22 protein-coding genes are annotated in these 24058 nt (G+C 33.0%); 12 read left to right on the plus strand and 10 right to left on the minus strand.

Annotated elements, in window-relative coordinates:
• Window positions 1-3 precede the first annotated feature (3 nt).
• Both FQU21_RS14710 and miaA read left to right on the plus strand, forming a co-directional pair.
• Window positions 4-828, plus strand: a complete 825-nt coding sequence (locus FQU21_RS14710; protein ID WP_147678768.1) for an ion transporter — start codon at window positions 4-6, stop codon at window positions 826-828.
• A gap of 81 nt (window positions 829-909) precedes the next feature.
• On the plus strand, window positions 910-1824 hold the full coding sequence (gene miaA, locus FQU21_RS14715) for a tRNA (adenosine(37)-N6)-dimethylallyltransferase MiaA (RefSeq protein WP_394348409.1): 915 nt from the start codon (window positions 910-912) through the stop codon (window positions 1822-1824).
• A 19-nt stretch (window positions 1825-1843) separates the two neighbouring features.
• Here the strand turns inward: miaA and FQU21_RS14720 are convergent, their stop codons facing one another.
• The 5 genes from FQU21_RS14720 to ychF form a co-directional block, all read right to left on the minus strand.
• The gene (locus tag FQU21_RS14720) at window positions 1844-4456 is read right to left on the minus strand and encodes a DNA gyrase/topoisomerase IV subunit A (RefSeq protein ID WP_147678770.1); all 2613 of its coding nucleotides are present in this window, start codon (window positions 4454-4456) and stop codon (window positions 1844-1846) included.
• Between the two features lie 9 nt (window positions 4457-4465).
• Window positions 4466-4603, minus strand: a complete 138-nt coding sequence (locus FQU21_RS17475) for a hypothetical protein (protein WP_187269392.1) — start codon at window positions 4601-4603, stop codon at window positions 4466-4468.
• 144 nt (window positions 4604-4747) lie between these two features.
• Window positions 4748-6604 (minus strand): DNA topoisomerase IV subunit B, encoded by a 1857-nt coding sequence (locus tag FQU21_RS14725; RefSeq protein WP_147678771.1) that lies wholly within the window; start codon window positions 6602-6604, stop codon window positions 4748-4750.
• A gap of 116 nt (window positions 6605-6720) precedes the next feature.
• On the minus strand, window positions 6721-7626 hold the full coding sequence (locus tag FQU21_RS14730; RefSeq protein ID WP_147678772.1) for a DMT family transporter: 906 nt from the start codon (window positions 7624-7626) through the stop codon (window positions 6721-6723).
• Between the two features lie 264 nt (window positions 7627-7890).
• Window positions 7891-8985, minus strand: coding sequence for a redox-regulated ATPase YchF (gene ychF, locus FQU21_RS14735; RefSeq protein ID WP_147678773.1), 1095 nt, complete (start codon window positions 8983-8985; stop codon window positions 7891-7893).
• A 236-nt stretch (window positions 8986-9221) separates the two neighbouring features.
• Between ychF and FQU21_RS14740 the strand changes: the two genes are divergently transcribed.
• Entirely contained in the window at window positions 9222-11912 is a 2691-nt protein-coding gene (locus tag FQU21_RS14740; RefSeq protein WP_147678774.1) for a TonB-dependent receptor, read from the plus strand.
• Between the two features lie 71 nt (window positions 11913-11983).
• Here FQU21_RS14740 and FQU21_RS14745 read toward each other — a convergent pair whose 3' ends face one another.
• From FQU21_RS14745 to FQU21_RS14765, 5 genes are all read right to left on the minus strand, one after another.
• A complete protein-coding gene (locus tag FQU21_RS14745; protein WP_147678775.1) occupies window positions 11984-12382 on the minus strand; it encodes an ACT domain-containing protein in 399 nt (132 codons plus the stop codon).
• Between the two features lie 19 nt (window positions 12383-12401).
• Window positions 12402-13007: a thiamine diphosphokinase gene (locus FQU21_RS14750; RefSeq protein ID WP_147678776.1), complete on the minus strand. Its 606-nt coding sequence runs from the start codon at window positions 13005-13007 to the stop codon at window positions 12402-12404.
• A gap of 59 nt (window positions 13008-13066) precedes the next feature.
• Window positions 13067-13567, minus strand: coding sequence for a PepSY domain-containing protein (locus tag FQU21_RS14755; protein ID WP_147678777.1), 501 nt, complete (start codon window positions 13565-13567; stop codon window positions 13067-13069).
• 122 nt (window positions 13568-13689) lie between these two features.
• Complete coding sequence (locus tag FQU21_RS14760) at window positions 13690-14535, minus strand: transglutaminase-like domain-containing protein (protein WP_147678778.1); 846 nt, start codon at window positions 14533-14535, stop codon at window positions 13690-13692.
• A gap of 273 nt (window positions 14536-14808) precedes the next feature.
• Window positions 14809-15162: a 4Fe-4S dicluster domain-containing protein gene (locus FQU21_RS14765; RefSeq protein WP_147678779.1), complete on the minus strand. Its 354-nt coding sequence runs from the start codon at window positions 15160-15162 to the stop codon at window positions 14809-14811.
• A gap of 99 nt (window positions 15163-15261) precedes the next feature.
• Here FQU21_RS14765 and FQU21_RS14770 point away from each other — a divergent pair, with 99 nt between their 5' ends.
• The 9 genes from FQU21_RS14770 (at window position 15262) to FQU21_RS14805 (ending at window position 23877) form a co-directional block, all read left to right on the plus strand.
• A complete protein-coding gene (locus FQU21_RS14770) occupies window positions 15262-16320 on the plus strand; it encodes an acyl-CoA reductase (RefSeq protein WP_147678780.1) in 1059 nt (352 codons plus the stop codon).
• Window positions 16321-16398: 78 nt separating this feature from the next.
• On the plus strand, window positions 16399-17463 hold the full coding sequence (gene serC, locus FQU21_RS14775) for a 3-phosphoserine/phosphohydroxythreonine transaminase (RefSeq protein WP_147678781.1): 1065 nt from the start codon (window positions 16399-16401) through the stop codon (window positions 17461-17463).
• Between the two features lie 102 nt (window positions 17464-17565).
• Window positions 17566-18516 carry a D-2-hydroxyacid dehydrogenase gene (locus tag FQU21_RS14780; protein WP_147678782.1) on the plus strand — a complete coding sequence of 317 codons (951 nt, stop codon included), beginning with the start codon at window positions 17566-17568 and terminating at the stop codon, window positions 18514-18516.
• Window positions 18517-18703: 187 nt separating this feature from the next.
• On the plus strand, window positions 18704-19339 hold the full coding sequence (locus tag FQU21_RS14785) for a DUF937 domain-containing protein (RefSeq protein ID WP_147678783.1): 636 nt from the start codon (window positions 18704-18706) through the stop codon (window positions 19337-19339).
• A gap of 203 nt (window positions 19340-19542) precedes the next feature.
• Window positions 19543-19986: a DUF6146 family protein gene (locus FQU21_RS14790; protein ID WP_147678784.1), complete on the plus strand. Its 444-nt coding sequence runs from the start codon at window positions 19543-19545 to the stop codon at window positions 19984-19986.
• 37 nt (window positions 19987-20023) lie between these two features.
• Entirely contained in the window at window positions 20024-20518 is a 495-nt protein-coding gene (locus FQU21_RS14795; RefSeq protein ID WP_147678785.1) for a DUF6787 family protein, read from the plus strand.
• Window positions 20519-20851, plus strand: a complete 333-nt coding sequence (locus FQU21_RS17480) for a hypothetical protein (protein WP_187269393.1) — start codon at window positions 20519-20521, stop codon at window positions 20849-20851.
• A gap of 37 nt (window positions 20852-20888) precedes the next feature.
• Window positions 20889-23288 (plus strand): TonB-dependent receptor, encoded by a 2400-nt coding sequence (locus tag FQU21_RS14800; protein WP_147678786.1) that lies wholly within the window; start codon window positions 20889-20891, stop codon window positions 23286-23288.
• A 19-nt stretch (window positions 23289-23307) separates the two neighbouring features.
• The gene (locus FQU21_RS14805) at window positions 23308-23877 is read left to right on the plus strand and encodes a type 1 periplasmic binding fold superfamily protein (protein WP_147678787.1); all 570 of its coding nucleotides are present in this window, start codon (window positions 23308-23310) and stop codon (window positions 23875-23877) included.
• Window positions 23878-24058: the final 181 nt, after the last annotated feature.

The raw sequence follows: 24058 nt of genomic DNA on the forward strand, positions 1-24058 counted from the left end.
TAAATGAGTTATTCAAAGAAAAAACATTGGAAAACACGACTTCATGAAATTATTTACGAAGCCGATACGCCAGAAGGTAAGCTTTTTGATGTTATACTACTTATTATTATCATAGCCAGCATTCTATTGGTTATGCTTGAAAGCGTTGAAAGCATCGATAGAAAATACCACACCATAATTAACATTAGCGAATGGATTGTTACTATCCTTTTCACTATAGAATATATAGCACGCATTGTTACCGTAAAAAAACCGCTACACTATATTACTAGCTTTTACGGCATTATCGATTTACTTTCTACAATACCAAAATATATATCATTGTTCTTTGCAGGAACCCATGCACTAGTTGCCATACGAGCCTTACGCCTACTGCGTGTATTTAGGATATTAAAATTAGGACGCTATCTTGGCGCATCAAATAATTTACTTAGAGCTATAAAAGCAAGTCGGGTAAAAATATCTGTATTTCTTTTTGCTGTCGTTATTATATCCATCATTTTAGGCACTATAATGTATATTGTGGAAGGCGAAGAGCACGGGTTTACCAACATCCCTAAAAGTGTCTATTGGTGCATTGTAACACTTACTACTGTAGGGTATGGGGACATCGCTCCACAAACACCAATTGGCCAATTTATAGCCTCAATTGTTATGGTTTTAGGTTATGGTATTATTGCGGTACCAACAGGTATAGTAACCGCAGAGATTGCTAAAGTATCGGATAACACCCCAACAGTAAACACAACATCCTGCGCAAATTGTTCTGCTGAAGGACACAAGGATCATGCTGATTTTTGCTACAATTGTGGACATAAACTGCATTAACCCAATTAAAAAAAATACATCATATTTTTCAATAAAAATTTAATGCTTTTATTTCTTATTGAAACCTAAAAAATTAAAACCATCAATACAACAACAAAATATCTAATTTCCATTGTAGGACCGACCGCTATTGGCAAAACAGCTTTAAGCATAAAACTAGCACAGCATTTTAATACCGAAATTATTTCGGCAGATTCTCGTCAGTTTTTTAAAGACATGCAAATTGGTACAGCTGCGCCTTCAGTAGAAGAACTGGCTGGCGCAAAACATCATTTTATTCACCATAAATCCATAGAAGAAAATTATAATGTTGGTGCTTTTGAAAAAGATGCCATACAATGCTTAAACCATCTATTTAAAAATAGAGACGTCGTAATTATGGTTGGTGGTTCTGGCCTGTATAACGATGCCGTAACCAAAGGTTTAGACTACTTTCCAGATGTTAAAGTTTCTATTCGAGAAGACCTAAATAAATCTTTAGAAACAAATGGATTAGAGTTTTTACAAAACCAATTAAAAACGTTAGACCCTACCTCTTACAGTACGATTAGTATAGACAATCCGCATCGGGTAATTCGAGCTTTAGAGGTTTGTATTGGTAGCGGAAAACCTTATTCTTCTTTCTTGAATAAAGAAAAAAATAAACGCCTATTTACAACCATTACTATTGGATTAACAGCCGATAGAGCACTTATTTATAATCGCATAAATAAACGCGTAGATATTATGATGGAAGAAGGCTTATTGGAGGAAGTAAAAACACTACAACAATATAAAAATTTAAATGCCTTAAATACAGTAGGATATAAGGAGTTATTTCAATATTTAAATGGAGATTGGACTTTAGATTTCGCCATTTCTGAAATTAAAAAAAATACCCGCCGCTTTGCTAAACGCCAACTTACTTGGTTTAAAAGAAATGAAAACACCCTTTGGTTTGACTACCAAACGAATTTAAATACTATTATTGATAAGCTAAAGGAAAATATGCTCTAAATTATAATATTTAGAGCCTTTAAAATAAAGTCGCTTGACCTTCTCCATCGAAATCTCCTAATTCTCCATCGATAATCTGCTCATCGGTTACCTCTAAATTTTTAATATCAGCAGGTGTTAGTTCTTCATAGGGCAATGGGTCTAACAAATTTACCTGATTTACTTTTTCTCTAGTGAGCTGATTTCCTAAAGCTGTAATTCCTTTAATAGCAATAAATTCTTCTAAATTAATTTCTAAATTTTCTTTACGATCTTTACCACGCTCTTTCGCAAAAACAATCTCAGCCCTAGGTTTCCAATCTGTGGATACAATTTCTAATAATGAATTTGGATGATCTGAAATAAAAGATTCCTCTTTCCCCTCCTGTTCAATTAAAAACCGCTTTACATAATACAATTCTTTTTCACCATTAAAATAAACAGCAGAAATAGGTTTGTTTGGCACCCATTTTTCCATAACAATCATGTCGTCATCAAAATGCATAGTCACCTCTGGGGTCACCGTTTTTACAAGTCCCGATTGGTTAATAATCAACAACTTGTCCTCCCCTTTAAATTCGCCAATCAACTCGCCTCGACCATCTACGTTTAAGCGTTGTACGGTTTCATCGAACCAAATTTTTCGTGGTTTTAAAGTAGAAACTCCTTTTTCCTTTAACTCAACACGTTTTACTGGGTATTTAGTTACTAAATTCCCTTTCGAAGCTCGCCCTTTTATTAGTATATCGCTAAAATCTATATCCCATTTTAATTTTTTAATACTCCCAGCTTGGCGTAATAAGATGGAGACCACCTCAGCTTCACCGTTTGGGTTAGCTGAAAAATAGGACACAATAGAACCTTTATTTCCATTGGTTAAATCGTACTCTCTATCTCGGGTTACCGCTGTTACAGCAAAGCGTTTAATGTATGATGGTCCACTTCTACCATCACGATAGATCATATTATAAATCGTACGTTTATCTTTCTTTTTAAAGATAGCAACATGAATAATACCTTTACCTATAAAGGTTTTTGTGTCTACTTTAGTCACCATCATAACCCCTGTTTTGGTAAACACAATAATATCATCTATATCAGAGCAATCTCCAACATATTCATCACGTCTTAAAGAGGTTCCTACAAAACCTTCTTCCCTATTAACGTAAAGCTTCGTATTTCGAATAACAACCTTTGTAGCATCCACATCATCAAAGGTTCTAATTTCTGTTTTGCGCTCACGCCCTTCACCATATTCTTTTTTAAGACGTCTAAAATAAGCAATGGCATATTCTATTAAATGTATTAAATGATGTTTTATTTCTGCAATTTGCTCTTCTAAAGCTTCAATTTTTTGTTGAGCTTTATCAATATCAAATTTTGAAATACGTTTAATACGAATCTCGGTTAAGCGTACAATATCCTCTTCGGTAACTGAACGTTTTAAGTGTTGTATATGTGGTTTAAGCCCATTATCTATGGCATTAATAACTCCAGGCCAAGTTTCTTCTTCTTCAATGTCTCTATAAATTCTATTTTCAATAAAAATACGTTCTAAAGAAGCAAAATGCCATTGTTCCTCAAATTCACCTAAACGAATTTCTAATTCTTGCTTTAAAAGATCTACGGTGTTATCGGTACTTCTTCTAAGCATTTCTGTTACACCAATAAAAAGCGGTTTATTATCTTCAATAACACATCCTAATGGAGATATTGAAGATTCGCAACTTGTAAAAGCATAAAGTGCATCAATTGTTTTATCTGGAGATAATCCTGAAGGTAAATGTACCAGAATTTCAACTTCGGCCGCCGTATTATCTTCTATTTTTTTTACTTTTATTTTTCCTTTTTCGTTGGCTTTTAATATAGAATCTATTAAAGATGAAGTTGTTGTTCCAAAAGGTAACTCGGTAATAACTAAGGTATTTTTATCTAGCTGTGAAATTTTTGATCGTACACGAACTTTTCCTCCACGAAGGCCATCATTATAATTAGAAAAATCGGCAATTCCTGCGGTAGGAAAATCTGGTAAAAGTGTAAAACGCTTACCTTGTAAATGTTTAATGGAGGCATCGATAAGCTCAATAAAATTATGTGGTAATATTTTTGTAGATAAACCCACCGCAATACCTTCGCCTCCTTGTGCTAAAAGCAATGGAAACATAACAGGCAAGTTAACAGGTTCCTTTCGTCTCCCATCATAACTTGCCTGCCATTGTGTAATTTTTGGATTAAAAACGACATCTAAACCAAATTTTGAAATGCGAGCTTCAATATAACGCGAAGCTGCTGCACGGTCGCCAGTTAAAATATTTCCCCAGTTTCCTTGGGTATCAATTAACAAATCTTTCTGACCTATTTGCACCATGGCATCGGCAATACTAGCATCACCGTGTGGGTGATACTGCATGGTATGCCCAACAATATTTGCTACTTTATTGTAACGCCCATCGTCTAAATCTTTCATAGAATGCATAATACGGCGTTGTACGGGTTTAAACCCATCCTCTATCGCAGGTACTGCGCGTTCTAGAATTACATAAGATGCATAGTCTAAAAACCAATCCTTGTACATACCCGTAACACGAGTAATGGTTTCTTTAGGTTCTTCTTCTTGGTTATTTATTAAATCGTCGTTTTGGTCTTCTGTCATTAAAAATTATTACTCTTTTGGTTTACCACTTAAGGTAACACGTCCAACTTTTCTACGTTTTTTAGCTTTTTCAGCTACTTCGTGAATGTGTAAATAATCATAGGAACGTCTTGGTCTTTCTGTTTTTTCTTTTTTGTATAACATCATGATCTTTTTTTTAGTTCTTAATTTCAGACTAAACTTAAAAACAATCTGAAAATAAGGTGTTTATAATTATATTCATTTTTTGTAATACAAAATTACGAAATATTTAAATTTAAACACTAAAATTATCAATATGATAACACAAAATTATTCTTCCTTTATTAAATCCAATTCAACTTTTAAATTATCGATTATAAACTCCTGCCTTGTTGGTGTATTTTTTCCCATATAAAAAGACAACAAATCTTCTATAGACATATTATCATCCAACATTATCGGGTCTAAACGAATATCGTCACCAATAAAATGTTTAAACTCATCTGGCGAAATTTCACCCAACCCTTTAAACCTTGTAATTTCTGGTTTAGGTTTTAATTTTTCTATAGCATTACGTCGTTCTTCTTCGGAATAACAATACACGGTTTCTTTTTTATTACGAACACGAAATAAGGGCGTTTGCAATATATAAAGGTGGCCTTCTTTAATTACTTCTGGAAAAAATTGCAGAAAAAAAGTGATTAGTAATAAGCGAATGTGCATTCCATCAACATCGGCATCGGTTGCTATTACCACATTATTATAACGTAAATCCTCTAAAGATTCTTCTATATTCAATGCTGCTTGCAACAGATTAAACTCTTCGTTTTCGTAAACAATTTTTTTTGTTAACCCGTAACAATTTAAAGGTTTTCCCTTTAAGCTAAATACTGCCTGCGTATTTACATCTCGAGATTTTGTAATACTTCCCGAAGCCGAATCTCCCTCTGTAATAAATAGGGTGGTTTCTAAATTTCGAGGATTTTTTGCATCTCCAAAATGCACGCGACAATCGCGCAATTTTTTATTATGCAGACTGGCTTTTTTAGCGCGATCTTTGGCTAATTTACGGATACCCGATAATTCTTTACGTTCACGTTCAGCTTGGAGAATTTTACGCTGAATTTTTTCGGCAGTATCGGGATTTTTATGTAAATAATTATCTAAATATTTTTTTAAAAAATCGTTTATATAAGTACGAACGGTTGGCAAATCGCCTCCCATATCTGTAGAACCTAATTTGGTTTTAGTTTGACTTTCAAAAACGGGTTCCATAACTTTTATAGCGATAGCTGAAACTACAGATTTCCTAATATCTGAAGCATCGTAAGTTTTACCATAAAACTCACGTATGGTTTTTACTAAAGCTTCTCGAAAAGCGTTTAAATGCGTCCCTCCCTGGGTTGTGTTTTGTCCGTTTACAAAACTATTATATTCTTCGCTATACTGTGTTTTACTGTGTGTTAATGCCACTTCAATATCATCACCACGAAGATGAATGATTGGGTATAACAAATCGGATTCGTTAATTTTTTCGGATAATAAATCTTTTAAACCGTTTTCACTGAAATATTTTTCGCCATTAAAAACAATGGTTAACCCTGGATTTAGGTACACATAGTTTTTAAGCATTTTAACGATATACTCGTTTCTATACTTATATTTCTTAAAGATAATTTCGTCTGGAATAAAAGATACTTTGGTTCCTTTTCGGCGCGATGTTTCTTCTAAAAACTCCTGATTTTCAAGGTTTCCTTGTGAAAATTCCGCGGAAGCGCTTTTACCATCACGCGTAGATTCTACTCTAAAAAAGGACGACAAAGCATTAACAGCTTTGGTACCAACACCATTTAAACCTACAGATTTTTTAAAAGCTTTAGAGTCGTATTTTCCACCTGTATTCATTTTAGACACTACATCGACCACCTTTCCTAAAGGAATACCACGACCGTAATCGCGCACTGTAATTTTAAAACCTTGAATAGAAATCTCTATGGTTCTACCCGCTCCCATAACAAACTCATCAATCGAGTTATCTAAAACTTCTTTTAACAGAATATAAACCCCATCGTCTGGAGAACTACCATCTCCGAGTTTTCCAATATACATACCCGGACGCATACGTATATGTTCCTTCCAATCGAGTGAGCGTATATTATCTTCGGTATAGTTAGTTTCTTCTGCCATTAAGGTTTCGTAATTTAAGTATATAAAAAGCTAATATAGCACAAGTAAATAAAAAATAGAATAGCATGCAAACAAAGTAATTAACAATAAAGATTTTTTATTGTTTAAACTACTTTTTAAGTCTTTTGTTGGTTTCTAATAGACATAAATACAATTCCAGCAATAACGATTAAAGCTCCAAATATTTGTAAAAAGGTTAACCTTTCATTTAAAAAAATTGAAGCTAATAATATTGTTGAAATAGGTCCTATTCCGGCAACGATTGCAAAATTTGAGGAGCTTATCATTTTTATTGACAAAGACACTAAAAAAGAAGGGATTACCGTAGCAAAAACAGCAATTAAAAACCCTAAACCGTATACTTGCCAAGATAAACTAAATATATCGTTTGCTCCATTAACACCATAATGAATAAACACACAAAAACAAGAGACTAGCATGGCATAAGCGGTAAATTTCACGACTCCAAATTTGGGGATTAACCAACCGCTACCCACCAAATACGAAGCATAAGTTATGGCGCTTAATAGAATAAAAAAACCTCCTAAATAGGCTTCATGTCCAGAGATACTCACTTCATCGGAAAAAGCGATGATAATACCAATATATGTTAACCCAATTGCCACAGCTTGTATCTTAGAGATGGTTTGTTTTAAAAACACACGATTTAATAGAATTACTATGGTTGGATATATAAACAGGATAATACGTTCTAAGCTAGCTTTTATATATTTTAGCCCTACAAAATCGAAATAACTTGCCAAATAATACCCTACCAATCCAAAGCAGATTACCCAAATATAATCGGTGTTTTTAATTTCTATGCCACTTGTTTTATTTCTATAAACATAGGCGATAACCACATAAAATGGAAATGAAAACAACATACGTAAGAATAAAATACTTATAGAATCTACTTGATATTGATAAGCCAACTTTACCATAACGGCTTTCGAGGAAAACAAGACAATTCCTAACACACCTATTGCAATACCCGACCAAAATTTTTTAGTTGTTTCCATGCCGCTAAATTAGAATTCCTAAATTGATAATAATTTAAAAAAACATAGAATTACGATGTTCAAAATTAATTTTTCATAATATTCTTAATCTAAACAATCAAAAACACATCTTTTTAATTCAATTTTAATACGAAATTATCATCTCTATTTAATTAAAAATCATTCCTTTTTGAAAAACCTTTTAAACCTTTAAAATTGCTGTACAAAAAAACTTCATTCCTAATTAAATAGAAATGAAGTTTTTAATCTGAAATATATTATATTTTATACGTTGAACAAGAAATGCATGACATCACCATCTTTAACAATGTAGTTTTTACCTTCAACACGCATTTTCCCTGCTTCTTTTACTTTAGCTTCACTCCCAAAACTTGCAAAATCCTCATAAGCAATAACTTCTGCACGAATAAATCCTTTTTCAAAATCGGTATGAATAACTCCTGCCGCCTGTGGTGCTGTTGCTCCTATATCTATAGTCCATGCCCGCACTTCTTTTACCCCTGCCGTAAAGTAAGTTTGTTGATTTAATAATTTATAAGCCGAACGAATTAATTTTGCCGAGCCAGCTTCCTCTAAACCTATATCTTGAAGAAACATTTGGCGTTCTTCATAATCGTCCAATTCATTAATATCTGCTTCGGTTCCAACAGCCAATACTAAAACTTCGGCATTTTCATCTTTCACAGCTTCACGTACTTGCTCCACATAAACGTTACCAGAAACAGCGGCACCCTCATCGACATTACAAACATACATAACAGGTTTATCTGTTATAAATTGTGACGGTTTTACAAATTCAATATCGTCTTCTTCAGAAAACTCTAAAGCACGAACCGACACACCTGATTCCAAAGCTTCTTTAATTTTTAATAAAACAGCTTCCTCTTTTTGAGCCTCTTTGTTTCCTGTTTTTGCGGCACGTTTAACTTTATCAAGCTTTTTATCAACAGTTTCTAAATCTTTCAGTTGCAGCTCCATATCAATAGTTTCCTTATCACGAATTGGATCTACACTACCATCAACATGCACAATATTATCGTTATCAAAACAACGCAATACATGAAGAATAGCGTCGGTTTCACGGATATTAGCTAAAAATTGATTTCCTAAACCTTCCCCTTTACTTGCTCCTTTTACTAAGCCTGCAATATCTACAATTTCTACAGTTGCTGGCTGAACACGTATTGGATTTATTAATTCTTCTAACTTTTCTAAACGCGGATCTGGTACATTAACCACTCCTATATTTGGCTCAATGGTACAAAACGGAAAGTTTGCGCTTTGTGCTTTTGCATTAGATAAACAATTAAATAAAGTCGATTTCCCTACATTTGGTAATCCTACGATTCCTGCTTTCATTAAACTATGTATTTTATGATCCTCGCACCTTGGAGAATCTCTATTTTCCGAGTGCAAATATAGGGTATATTTAGAGTCTTTCTATATTTAATTTCTTTAATAAAACACTAATTTAAATTTAACAAAATGGAATAATTTTAAAACAATTATTATGTTTTTACCCTAAAATCGTTAATATTTAATAAATTTTTAACATATATTAGCTCTTTAAAACGCGAAATAATTTTTTTTAAACTATGAAAAAACTTTACACATTAATATTGAGCTTAGGATGCTTTATGTTATCTTATGCTCAACAGGTCGTAAACGGTCAAATTTCCGATACATCGGGAACACCAATAGCAGGAGTAAACGTTGTTGAAAAAGGCACAAAAAATGGTGCTATTTCCGATTTTGATGGTAACTTTAGTATCTCTGTTAAAGGCAATACCACATTGATTTTTAGCTATGTGGGCTACAATACTAAAGAATTAAATGTAAACAACCGAACCAATATTAAGGTCGTTTTAGAAGATGGTGTAAGCCTAGAAGAAGTTATGCTGGTTGGATCTCGAAGTCCAAAACGGACATCTACAGATACCGCCGTTCCTGTAGACGTCATTAATGTTTCTGGTATTGCTGCTAACACAGGAAAGGTGGAAGTAAACGAAATTTTACAATATGCCGCTCCCTCTTTCAATGCAACCAAACAATCGGGTTCCGATGGTGCAGATCATATTGTTCCTGCATCTTTACGTGGTTTGGGTCCCGATCAAACTTTAGTTTTAATCAATGGAAAACGCCGACACCAATCCAGTTTAGTAAATATTTTTGGAACACGTGGACGTGGGAATTCTGGAACAGATTTAAACGCTATTCCTGCAAATGCCATTAAACGTATTGAAGTTTTAAGAGATGGCGCTTCGGCACAATACGGATCGGATGCGATTGCTGGTGTGATCAATATTGTATTAAAAGATAATACCGATGGTTTTACCGGCGGAATCACTTACGGTGCATACAGCACAGCCATTGGTGATGGTTGGGAAGATGCTACTGGCGAAACCTTAAGTAATGTTGAAGGTGAAAATCGTTTAGATGGTAAAAGTAAAAGTTGGGACGGAGAAACTGTAAAAATAGATGCTAATTATGGTGTGTCTTTAAATGATGCCGGTGGTTTCATGAATTTTACAACAGAATTTTTATCTAGACAAAACACATTGAGACCTGGTTTTTCTTGGAGACAAGGCTACGGAAGTGCTGGTGTTGATGGTTTTAATTTCATGATAAACTCGGCTTTACCAATTAACGATAACACCGAAATTTATGCCTTTGGTGGTAGAAATTATAGAGACACCGATGCTTATGCTTTTTCTAGAGATAGTTTTGAAAATGGCGATAATAGAGCTGTACCCAGTCTATACCCCAACGGATTTACACCTAGAATTACTTCTAATATAACAGATGTTTCTGTTTCGGTTGGTGTAAGACATGAAATGGAAAATGGTTGGAATGTAGATTTTAATAACACCTACGGAAGAAACTTTTTTCACTATTATATAAAGGACAGTAACAATGCCTCTATGCAAGATTTATCGCCTACAGATTTTGATGCGGGTGGACATTATTTATCTCAAAACACAACAGGCTTGGACTTTAATAAATATTTAGATGATATAGCTTCTGGATTAAGCTTAGCTTTTGGTTTTGAATATAGAACTGAAAATTTTGGGATTTTTGCAGGTGAAGAAGCATCTCATGGGCTTTATGATGAAAATGGTGTAATAATTACAAATCCTGCTTTACAAACCGTTGCAACAGATTCTAACGATAATGTTTTACCTGGAAGTTCACAAGGTTTTCCCGGTTATAGCCCAGATAATGAAGTAGACCGAAGTAGAACTAATTATGGTATTTATTTTGATACAGAACTTAATGTTTCTGAACAACTTATGTTTGCTGGTGCTTTACGTTTTGAACAATACAGTGACTTCGGAAGTACATTCAACGGAAAATTAGCGAGTAGATTAAAAGTAACTGATAACTTCACTTTAAGAGGTTCTATTTCTACAGGTTTTAGAGCACCATCTTTAGCGCAATTATATTATAACTTAAAATTCACCAACATTGTTGCAGGAACTTCAGTACCATCTTTACTTTCAGCTAATAATAGTACAGTAACCAAAGCTTTTGGCATTGGGCAATTAAATGAAGAAAAAGCTTTTAACGCAAGTATTGGGTTTACTTATAAGAAAGGTGGTTTTACAGCAACTATTGATGCATACTCTATTTCGGTTGACGACCGGATTATTTTAACAGATAATTTTACAGACCAAACCGTTTTAGGACCTTTAAATGTAGATGCTGCTCAGTTTTTCGCCAACGGTGTAGATACCAAAACCAATGGTTTAGATATTGTTTTAGGTTACGGAACAAGTTTAGGTAATAATTCGAAAATTCAAGTCGATTTAATTGGTAACCTGAACGATTTAACCATAAAAGAAATCCATAATGGAGATTTAAATGAATTTACATTCTTCGGACCATTCTCTCAAGCTTATTTAAAAGCGGCTGCTCCAGATTATAAATTTGGTTTAAATCTTGGATATACCAACAAAAAATTTAATGCCTCTGTAGCCCTAACGCAATTTAGCGACGTTACAATTCAAGATTTTCAATGGGTAGATTCACCACCAACAACGCAAGCAGAAGCCGATGCACTATACCCTGTTGCTACCGATGTGTATAAAGCTGCACTAATTGTGGATTTAAGTTTAGGCTACCAAATATCAGAAAATTTAAAATTGAGTGTTGGGGCTAATAACTTGTTTAACACCTATCCTACACCACAATTTGATGGGTGGACAGATCAAGGTGGTTTAGCAGATTCTGTTCAAATGGGATCGGACGGTACCTATGCTTTTGCTAGGTTAAACTTTAAATTATAAAGTATTCTAAATGTTTTGAATGAAAGAGCCGAGCATAAAAGCTCGGCTTTTCTATGTCTTATATTTAACGTTTAACATGTTTTAGATAGATTAACCAAAACATCGATAGCTTTTTTTGCTTCTTTTTTATCTACAAAAATATGATCGTGATAATATCCCGAAACCACATTACAACTTATTTTATATTTAGCCAATTCAGTAGAAAATGTAGCTGTTAACCCAATAGCTTCTAGAGATGAATGCACTTGTAATGTAATCCAACTGGCTTCATAATGATAATTTAAACTTAAGGCATCAGCTTTTACCTTTTCAATAATAACCGTTAAACCCTCAGCTTCTTTAAATTCTGCAATAGTATCTTTTCTATCCACCAAATTATTATCTTTAAGGGTAACAAAAACGTAAACACCATCATTAAGTTTTGGTGTCATGTTTTTAATTAATTCCGACAAGTCTTTCTCTTCATTCATAATTTATAAAAAAAGCATCTCAGTCGTTAATAAAAACAAATAAGTTGCCACTTTTAAAAGAAATTTCTATAGTATTTTGAATCGCTTTATTACGTGTGCCAATGCGCTTTCCGAAGGAAAGCGTTTCATTATTTAAAGAGTACTGCAAACCTTTAGTAACAATTCCAATAGCTTCAGGAAACGGCACTAAAGACACTGTTTTTTTGTTACAATTAGAAATTTTGGTAATATTATCGGCTAAAAAATAATAGCCGAAATTATCGAAAAAGGTTAAATTTAATTGTTCCCGCCATTGTATAGCAGTGTGCAAATTTCCTAAAAAGTGATCTTGCTCTTTTCCGCTCGCCCCAAAAACATGAATTATGTTTAACTTTTTATCAAATAGAATTTGAAGTATTTTATCGAAATCTGTAAAATCTTGATTTGGGGTGTGAATAACATTTATAGTCTGTGGTATTTCTTCAAGGGAATCAAAATCTCCGCTAATAAAATCGGGTACAATATCGTGACTCTTCAAATATTGGTAAGCTCCATCTGTAGCGCAAACCAACTTATATTCGGCTAAATTAGGAAGCTCTTTTGGTTGCTCTCCATTTAAAAACAAACATACTTTTTCTTTATTCATAAAAACAAAAATAGTAAACTTAACATACTATTTAATTTAAAACCAAATGCTATTTAAATTTAAACAAATAGCATGATGATAGTAAGCACCACTCCTCCAATGGTAAAATACATACCTTTTTTAAATATTTTAGTTTTAGGCATAAACATCCAAAACGATGAAATAGCGAAAAAGAAAAGTGATACACCAAAAAATACGTTTAACCAAAACAATGGCTCTGCCGATGTAGCCTTATGTAAATGCGTCATCCGTGTTAATACAAAAGGTAACTCTTTGTTGGTATACTTAGCAAAACCTGTAGCCTTATTGTATTCTCCATTTTTAAAGAATACGATATCGCCTTCTGTTTTATCTACTTGAAACCTTTTAAGATGCAAAGCTCTTCCTAATTCCTGGCCTTTTAAATTAGGTTTTAAAGTTTTCTCAACATTGGTTTCTTTCTTTAAAAAATCGGTATTTCTAAATATTAAAACTATGCCACTTAATGAGTAAACAATCATTATTCCTATTAAGAAAAATCCTAAGTAGCGGTGTATAAGCCGCATCCATTTATTGGTCATAAAAATATAATTTTAATGTGTTGGACTTAACTCCTTTATAAAGGTTTAATCCTATTCATAAAAAAAATGCTCAAAATATAATTTCAAACATTTTATTAATTTTTTGGCAAATATAAATTTCTTTATTGAAAAGAAATCCCTTTTTTGTTACCATTATATTTGAAAGGTTCAAAAGAATCGTCCAGCACCTGGCAATCTACATTTACTGAAGTTCCAACGGCATTCCCAAAAATACTTGCAACGGCAGAATCGGCAGCATTTCTTCCATTTGCTATTTTTACTAGACCGTTTAAAGCAACTAATTTGGTCGAGTCGAATATAATCCAATCGCCATCTATATAAGCTTCAAAACAGGCATGAAAATCTGGTGGATTTAATTGATATGCATAACCTGTGTAATATCTTGCAGGAATAGACAAGGCTCTACAAAGCGCAATGCCCAAGTGTGCAAAATCGCGACAAACACCAACACGCTCTGTAATAGTATCTATGGCCGAAGTTTGAGAATCTGTACTCCCGCTAGTATATTCTATATTGTTATAAATCCATTCTGTTATGGCCATAACTTTATCATAAACCGATGTGTAATGTCCAAATTTATTAAAAGAGAATTTCATTAATTTATCAGACTGACAGTAACGACTTGGGTAAAGAAAGGACGCAATATAACTATCGAGTTCTACGACAGACACCAGATTTTCAGAATAGCTTTCATCTATAATTTTATAGGTCATATCTACAACGGCAGAATATGACAAAGAAAAATTACAGGGTTCTTGTATTTTAAGTCTCATAAATTTAGATCTGCCATCGTGAGCGGTAAAAATCTCGTGATTAATCACTGGATCAATCAATAAATTTTCTTCTAAAACCGTTTGACTAGCGGTATTCAACGCGTGAATATTAAAAATAAATGTTGTTGGACCATTTACATTATAAGACAACGAACTTTTTACACTAAATTTCATATTAAAAAAGGTTTTTTACGCATTCAATAAATACTTCTTTTCAAAAATACGCGCATTCCTTGCCAAAGCTTGTCTCTAACAGATTAATTTTTGTAACAATTCAAGTAAATTTTACCTCAATCGAATTCCTTAAGATTTAACCACAAAAAGAAACCGTATATTTTAATAATACCTAAAACGATAGTATATAAATAATTATGTTTCAGTTTAGTACAAAAAAAAATCCTAAGCTTCAAACTCAGGATTTATATCTATTAATAAGATAATTTACTTCTAGCCTTCTGGATGCATAAAACGTTGTTTAGCCAAAAGTTCTTCTTCTGTTTCAACCACATCTTCATCTGGCACACAACAATCTACAGGGCAAACTGCAGCACATTGTGGCTCATCGTGAAATCCTTTACATTCTGTACATTTATCCGGTACAATATAGTAAAGCTCATCGCTAATAGGTTCTTGCGCTTCATCTGCATCAACCTCATGTCCGTTCGTTAAAACAACTTTACCATCTAAACTGGTTCCATCTTTATAGCGCCAATCATCGGCACCTTCATATATTGCTGTATTTGGGCACTCTGGTTCGCAAGCCCCACAATTTATACACTCGTCTGTAATTATAATTGCCATAGTAATTTTTATTTTTAATAAATTTAAGAACTCTATCTCAGTTTCCTTAAATTTGCAATCGCAAAAATAAAGCCAAAACTATTCATAACCAAATTAAGAATGAATTTACAAGAAAGAATTAACGCTTTTGTAAAATTAGGAGAATTTTTAAGTCAATTTTCTAACGAAGCGATACAAAAGAAAGATAATATTGAACATAACAATTTATTTTTTGAAGGCTTTAAACACCAATTAAAACTTGCCGAAGAACATAATGGTTGGTTTACCGCAGAGAATATGGCTTTCGCTATTAACGGTTGGGTAGAGTGCTTAACCCAAGAAAACTTAACTAAGTGGCTTAACCAATATGAATTTAAAGATTTAACCCCTAAAAATGTTGCCGTAATTATGGCTGGTAATATTCCTTTAGTTGGTTTTCATGATTTTCTTACCGTATTAATTACTGGTCATAAAGTGCTTGTAAAACAATCGAGCAACGATAAACACCTTCTACCCTATTTGGCAAAATATTTAGAATTTGTAGAGCCCAAATTTAAAGGGACTATTATTTTTACTGAAGAAAAACTTACTGCCTTCGATGCCGTAATTGCCACAGGTAGCGATAATACGGCCCGTTATTTTGAATACTATTTTAAAGGGAAACCCTCAATTATAAGAAATAATAGAAACTCGGTAGCCGTGCTAACTGGAAATGAAACAAAAGAGGATTTAAAAAACTTATCGGAAGATATTTTTAGATATTACGGTTTAGGTTGCCGCAATGTATCGAAACTATTTGTGCCTAAAGACTATAAATTTGATGCCTTTTTTGAAGCCATTTACCACTGGCACCCTATTATGAACAAAGCAAAATACGCTAATAATTACGATTATAACAAAGCTGTTTATTTAATGAGTGAATTTGATATGCTAGAAAATGGTTTTTTTATGATTAAAGAAGATAAAAGCTACGCATCACCCATTGCAACTCTGTTTTATGAGCATTATGACTCTATTAAGAGCTTAAATAAAAAACTAAAAACCGATGCTTATAAAATTCAGTGTATAGTTTCTAAGGGAAAAACTGAAAATGAAATCCCTTTTGGCAACACACAAAAACCAGAACTTTGGGATTATGCGGATAGTGTCGATTCTGTTGAATTTTTGTTAGCAATTTGACGAAAAAATTATTGAATTTTTAACATCATTTAAACAATAAATTATCAACTTTGTGTCTTAATTTCTTTAAAAATAAAAATGAAAAAACATAACTTTAGTGCAGGACCAAGTATTTTACCTCAAAGTGTATTATTAAAAGCTTCCGAGGCTATAGTTGATTACAACAATACGGGGTTATCTTTAATAGAAATATCACACAGAAGTAAAGAATTTGTTGATATCATGGAGAATGCTAGAAATCTAGCTATAGAACTTTTAGGATTAGAAGGAAAAGGATACAAGGCATTATTTTTACAAGGAGGCGCTAGTACACAGTTTTTAATGGTAGCCATGAATCTACTAGAAAAAAGAGCTGGCTATTTAAACACAGGAGCGTGGAGTGCTAAAGCCATTAAAGAAGCTAAAAAATTAGACGATATCTATGAAGTAGCTTCGTCGGCCGATGCAAATTACAACTATATCCCTAAAGGTTTCGATATTCCTTCAGATTATGATTACTTTCACTGCACCTCCAACAACACGATTGTTGGTACACAAATGAAACAGTTTCCAAAAACAACTGTTCCTACAATATGTGATATGAGTAGTGATATTTTTTCTCGTACTTTAGATTTTTCTCAATTCGATCTTATTTATGCCGGTGCTCAAAAAAACATGGGACCTGCAGGAACCACTTTAGTGATTGTTAAAGAAGATATTTTAGGAAAAGTATCTAGAGATATTCCATCAATAATGGATTATAAACTACATATTAAAGCCGGAAGTATGTTTAATACGCCTCCTGTTTTTGCTGTTTATACGTCTATGTTAACTTTAGAATGGTTAAAAGAACATGGTGGTATTGCTGGAATTGAAAAAGAAAACGAAAAGAAAGCCACTTTAATGTATTCGGAAATTGATTTAAACCCTTTATTTAAAGGTTTTGCCGCAAAAGAAGACCGATCTATGATGAATGCAACCTTCAACTTAACAAACGAAAACTTAAAAGAAACGTTTGATACCATGTTAAAAGAAGCTGGAATTAGTGCCGTAAATGGACACCGTAGCGTTGGCGGTTACCGTGCTTCAATGTATAACGCGCTACCTCTAGATAGTGTAAAAGCTCTAGTAGAAGTCATGAGCGAATTAGAAACTAAAGCATAAAAATAATATTTTCGTTTCCATGAAATTGGAAATATCATAAAGCCAACTAAATTAAATAAAATAGATTCCCGCTTTTCTGGGAATATAAAAAAGAGAATTTCAATGAAAGTATTAGCAAACGATGGCATTTCTCAAAGTGGAATTGATGCCTTAGAAAAAGCCGGTTACGAAGTTATTACAACTACTGTGGCTCAAGAACAATTAATTAATTATATCAACGAAAAAGATATTGCTGTTTTATTGGTGCGTAGTGCAACTACTGTACGTCAAGACTTAATTGATGCTTGTCCTGGCCTTAAAATTATTGGTCGTGGTGGCGTTGGTATGGATAATATTGATGTAGAATATGCTCGTGAAAAGGGGCTTTCCGTTATTAATACGCCTGCCGCATCTTCACATTCGGTAGCAGAATTAGTATTTGGCCACTTTTATGGCTTAGCTCGTTTTTTACATAACTCGAACCGAGACATGCCTTTAGAAGGTGACAGCAACTTTAAAGGTTTAAAGAAAGCTTATGCTAAAGGAACGGAGCTTAAAGGAAAAACCTTAGGGGTTTTAGGCTTTGGACGAATTGGTCAAGCGACGGCTAAAGTGGCATTAGGTGCTGGTATGAAAGTAGTTGCTTTCGATCCGTTTTTAGAACAAGCTAACTTAGAATTAGAGTTTTTTGACGGTCAAAAAGTAAACTTCGATATTAAAACAGTTTCTAAAGAAGACGTTTTAAAACAAGCCGATTTTCTTACGCTTCACGTTCCTGCTCAAAAGGAGTATGTTATTGATGAAGCTGAATTTAAGATCATGAAAGAAGGTGTAATTATCGCTAATGCCGCACGTGGTGGCGTACTTAATGAAGTGGCTTTGGTTAAAGCTATCGAAAGTGGAAAAGTAGCAGGTGCTGCCTTAGACGTTTTTGAAAAAGAACCAAAACCAGAAATGCAATTATTAATGAATTCAGCCTTATCACTTACACCTCATATTGGAGCAGCAACAAATCAAGCTCAAGATAGAATTGGTGAAGAATTAGCAACACAAATTATTTCTATTTTAGGATAATTATTTATTACATAGTTTTTATAAAACCCTCATCTCTTTTTGTTTTGAGGGTTACTTATTTTATGTGACTCCGTAATTAATTTAGTGTCTTACTTTTAGAAGTAAGGACTTTTTTTTGTACCTTGATTTCAATTTATAAACCCAATATACCTTTTTTTCTAAGGGGTATTAACTAAAAAAAACAAAGATGTCAGGAATTTTAGACTTATTAAGTAGTGACTTAGGAAAATCAATTATTAGTGGTGTAGCTGGTTCTACAGGAAATGACACCAACAAAACAGCAAGTGCATTAACCATGGCTTTACCTGTTTTAATGAAAGCAATGCAACGGAATGCCGCAACTCCCGAAGGTGCCGCAGGACTTATGGGAGCCATACAAAGCAAACAAGATAATAATATTTTAGATAATTTAGGAGACTTGTTTAATGGTGGTGTTGATGATGCAGTTAAAACCGACGGTGAAAAAATATTGGGTCACGTTTTAGGCGCTAAACAAAGTGGTGTAGAACAAATTATTGGTCAAAAATCGGGTCTCGATGCTGGTTCGGTAGCTAGTATTTTAAAAGTGGCTGCCCCTATTTTAATGGGTGTTTTAGGTAATCAAGCAAAACAACAAAACGTAAGTGCCTCCAACGGTGTTGGCGATTTACTAGGCGGACTGCTAGGTGGTAGTTCTGCGGGTAAAGAACAAAATTTCTTAGAATCTATTTTAGATGCTGATGGCGACGGTAGTGTTGTTGATGATGTGGCTGGAATGGTGCTCGGTGGTTCTAACAAATCTGGCGGTATTGGAGGTCTTTTAGGCGTGCTATTTGGTAAATAAATTCCATAATTATATATTAAAGAGGGCCAAGTTTATACTTGGCTCTTTTTTTTGTTAAAAAATCTATGGTTTCGTGACTTTAAGGAATGGTTTTTGTAATTTTAAGCTATATATATGGCGTTTCACTTAATTAAAATTAAAGTTTACGCATTACTGATTGAAAAGATAAGCATATCATATATTTAATTAAATAAATTATACTCATGAAACATTTTATATATTTTTTATTAATCTTTGGTTTTATTGCCAGTTGTAATACAAATAAAACAACAGCATCAAAAAAAATAGACGACGAAAAAATGGCTAACCAAAAGCTAAACGATACGGTTACCATTGCTAACGATGATTTAGAATACGAAATCATTATTATCGAACCTGGTTTTAATTCTTGGTTGGTAAGCCAAGCGAAACCAGAAGGCTACTATTCGCAACAATACTTAGAAAATAGAAATTATCAATATGTAATAGAATGGAATCAACGGGTTAACCAACCCTCACGATTTAATCCTAATTTATATGAGTTGCAAATTGATTATCAAAACAATATAGATTATGGCTACGAAGTAAACTACAAATTATACAACTACTTTATTTTCTTTCAGCAAAGATATAAACAAAGATTAGGCCCTTACACCCCCCGTATTTAAATCACTTTACTTACTTTTGCTCCACTAAACCAATACTGTGCAAAAATTTAAATCAAACTGGCAAATCACTAAAAACTGGCAACTGGTTATTCCTTTAATAGGTATGATTGCTTTAGGTTACTGCGCTTTTAAACTTGCTGGTTTATTTGTTAGCACCAAAAACTTAGCTATAGCCTTAATTTTAGCCGCTATCATATTCTTTTTACTCCTCAAATTAACCCTAAAAATCTTCGAAAAAGTTGAAAAAAGATGGGAACTAACTTACCGTTGGGAATTAATAAGTGTTTTTTTAGTATTTGCAACTACAGGCTCTTCATCTGTTTTTGTAAGTCGTCCATTAATAAAACTTATGGGTATTAACAGAGATAATCTACCTCTATTTGCCTATTGGATTCTATATATTTTAATTGGATTTATTTTTTACCAAATACTCCTAGTGTGTATTGGATGGCTATTTGGACAATATAAATTTTTCTGGGATTTCGAAAAGAAAATGTTACGTAGAATAGGATTTAAACGCTTTTTGGATTAATTGGATCATATAAAAAAACATATCCTTTTTAAATCGCTAACCGTCCTGTTAGTGCTTATGCTATTTGTACCTGCCGGTGTAAAAATAGCTCATATATTTGCGCACCAACATCACAAAGTGTGTATCGTAGGGGATAAAGTGCATATTCATCAAGTGGATTTAGATTGTGATTTTCATAAATTTAGTATAGCACATCACTTTCAATTATCAGAAAAGTTTGTTGAATTATTTCAAACCTTATCCCATACTCGTACTTATAATTTAACATATAATTTTTTTAATAATCATCGACCTTTATCTTTTTCTTTACGTGGTCCACCTACCTTAGTTTAAATAAAAAAACATTTATTTTTTAAACTAAAATTTAGTAATGAAACACTATATAATGATTTTAGCATGCTGTTTGTTTAGCATAGTTTATGGTCAAAACTGCAATTACAAGCTTTCTGGTAATGTACATGATTTCCATGATGGATCTGCAATAACTGGTGCTGTTATATATATTAAAACGCTCGACAGATATACAACAACTGATATTGACGGTAACTATAGTATTGATAATCTCTGTAAAGGACTTTTAATTCTTGAAGTGTCACATTTAGCATGTGACACAAAACAAATAGAAATTCAAATTAATGGAGATACTCAATATGATATTAATATGGAACATCATATTGAAGAACTTAATCAAATAAAAATTGATGCTCAAGGAAATCATAAGCTAACAAAAACATCTCAAGAAACTCAATTAAAAACAAAAACTCTTGAACGCTTTAGCGCCTTTAGTCTTGGTGATGCCTTAAAACAAATTAGTGGTGTGTCGTCCATTAACACTGGAAACACTATTGTAAAACCTGTGATAAATGGTTTGCATAGTAGTCGAATTGTTGTTCTAACAAATAACGTACGCTTACAAGACCAAGAATGGGGTATTGAGCATGCGCCGAACATCGATTTGAATTCTGCGGGATATATAAACGTTATTAAAGGTGCAAATGCTTTAGCTTATGGTGGTGATGCTATTGGCGGTGTTATTGTTTTGAAACCTAAAAACATTAGCCTTAAAGATTCGCTTTATGGAAATACTATTTTGGGTATGCAAAGTAATGGTAGAGGTCCAAATATATCTTCTACATTAACCAAATCTTGGAAAAAAGGTTGGTATTTAACGGGTCAGGCTTCCTATAAGATTTTTGGAGACTTTAAAACTCCAGATTATTACTTAACCAATACAGGCATGAATTCCAAAGGGTTATCTCTAAATACCGGATTTAAAACTTTCGAAAAAGGATTCAATGTTTTTTACAGTTACTTAAATAACGAAATAGGCATTTTAAGATCATCTCACATTGGTAACATTGAAGATTTAGTAAATGCTATTAATAGTGAAGAGCCCTTAGTTCATAACGATTTTAGTTATGATATTAATGCACCTAAACAAGAGATAACGCATCAAGTTTTTAAGACTGATTTTTACAAACGTTTCAAAAAGTTTGGCCGTTTAGAAATTCAATACGATTTCCAAAATAACCAAAGGTTTGAATATGATATTCGCGTAGGTGATGATAAAGAAAAAGCAGCACTAGATTTAACTTTAAAAACACATACCTTAAAATCTGATTTAAAAATAGATTCTAACACCAATGCTATTTACAAGTTTGGTATAAACGCTGGTTTTCAGAATAATTTCGCAAACCCGGATACTGGTGTAAGGCGATTAATTCCTGATTATGATAAATATGATTTCGGAATTTATGCTATTTCAGAGCTTAAATTAAATGAAAACACCAATTTAGATTTTGGTTTTCGTTACGATTTTAATAAAATAAATGCTAAAAAGTTTTATTTAACAAGCCGTTGGGAAGAACGCCGATACGACGAGGATTTTGCCGATATTGTAATTGACGACTTAGGAACACAACTATTAGTAAACCCTGTACTTACCTATCATAATATTTCGGCTTCTGCCGGAATTACCCATCAATTCAATGCTAATAATTCTGTAATTTTTAATTACGGATTGTCAAACAGAGCGCCTAACCCTTCCGAGTTGTTTAGTGATGGTTTACACCACTCTGCCGCACGAATAGAATTGGGAGATTTGCGTATAAAGCAAGAAACATCAAACCGTATTGGTGTGTCGTATTTATTTAAAAATGAGAAACTATCCTTAAATTTGGAAAGTTATTTAAATCACATTCACGATTATATTTATATTAAACCTACTGGAACAGAAACGACCATAAGAGGTGCTTTTCCGGTCTGGGAATATTTACAAACTAACGCCTTATTATATGGGTTGGATGTAAGTGCGAATTATAAATTTAATAACCAATGGTATTTGAACAATAAAACAGCTTTTATAAAAGGTAGAAACCTCACAGAAAAAGAAGCTTTAATCGATATGCCTTCTTTTAAAACCATTAATGCCATAGGATACTCAAATAAAAAATGGCTAAATTTTAAAGCCGAATTACAAAGCGAGTTAGTGTTGAAGCAAAACGACTATCCTGATAATAATTTTGAGGTGTATATTCCAACCACCGAAGAATCTGTATTATTAGATATTAGCAGCCCTCCTCCAACCTATCATTTAATGCATTTTGAAAGTGATATAACGGTTAAACTTTCTGAAAAATCAGATTTAAATATAGGCCTGAATATTACAAACATTTTTAATACTTCTTATAGAGAATACCTTAATAGATTAAGATATTTCGCCGATGATTTAGGAAGAAATTTTATGTTACAATTAAAAATAAATTATTAATAATTAAAAAAAACAAAGAATGAAAACTTTAAAAAATTTATCAATATTATTTATATCAGCATTAGTTTTTACAGCATGTTCTAGCGATGATGATAATCCGGAACCAGTAAATGAGGAAGAAGTAATCACAACCTTAACAGCAACTTTAGTACCAGTTGGAGGAGGTACTACTATTACGTTACAAACACAAGATTTAGATGGCGATGGACCAAACGATCCTGAGATTACTGTATCTGGAGCTTTAGCGGCTAATACCACATACAATGGAACACTTGAGCTTTTAAATGAAACAGAATCGCCTGCAGAATCTATAAATGAAGAAATTGAAGAAGAAGATGAAGATCACCAATTTTTCTTCCAAATAACTAATAGTCTTGCTACTTTTACTTACGATGATTTTGATGAAGACGGTAACCCTGTTGGATTAGAATTTACAGTAACTACTGACGATACTACTGGAGCGGGAACATTAACCATTACTTTAAGACATGAGCCTAGTAAAAGTGCAAATGGAGTAAGCGATGGTGATATTACTAATGCTGGTGGAGAAACAGATATTCAAGCTGTTTTTAGCATTTCGGTAAAATAATATCAATTTGGGAGACACTAAAAAACTCTCTTAAAATAATTAAAAAAGTTTATAAAAAAGGAGCAAAAACAGGTGTGTTTTTGCTCCTTTTTTTATAATAATTACTACTTAAAGAAATAATAAATTATACTTATTCATTAAAGTACATATCCTGATATATATAATTGTATTCTATTCTAAG

This window comes from Algibacter pacificus, assembly GCF_008033385.1.
GTDB classification, from domain to species: domain Bacteria; phylum Bacteroidota; class Bacteroidia; order Flavobacteriales; family Flavobacteriaceae; genus Algibacter; species Algibacter pacificus.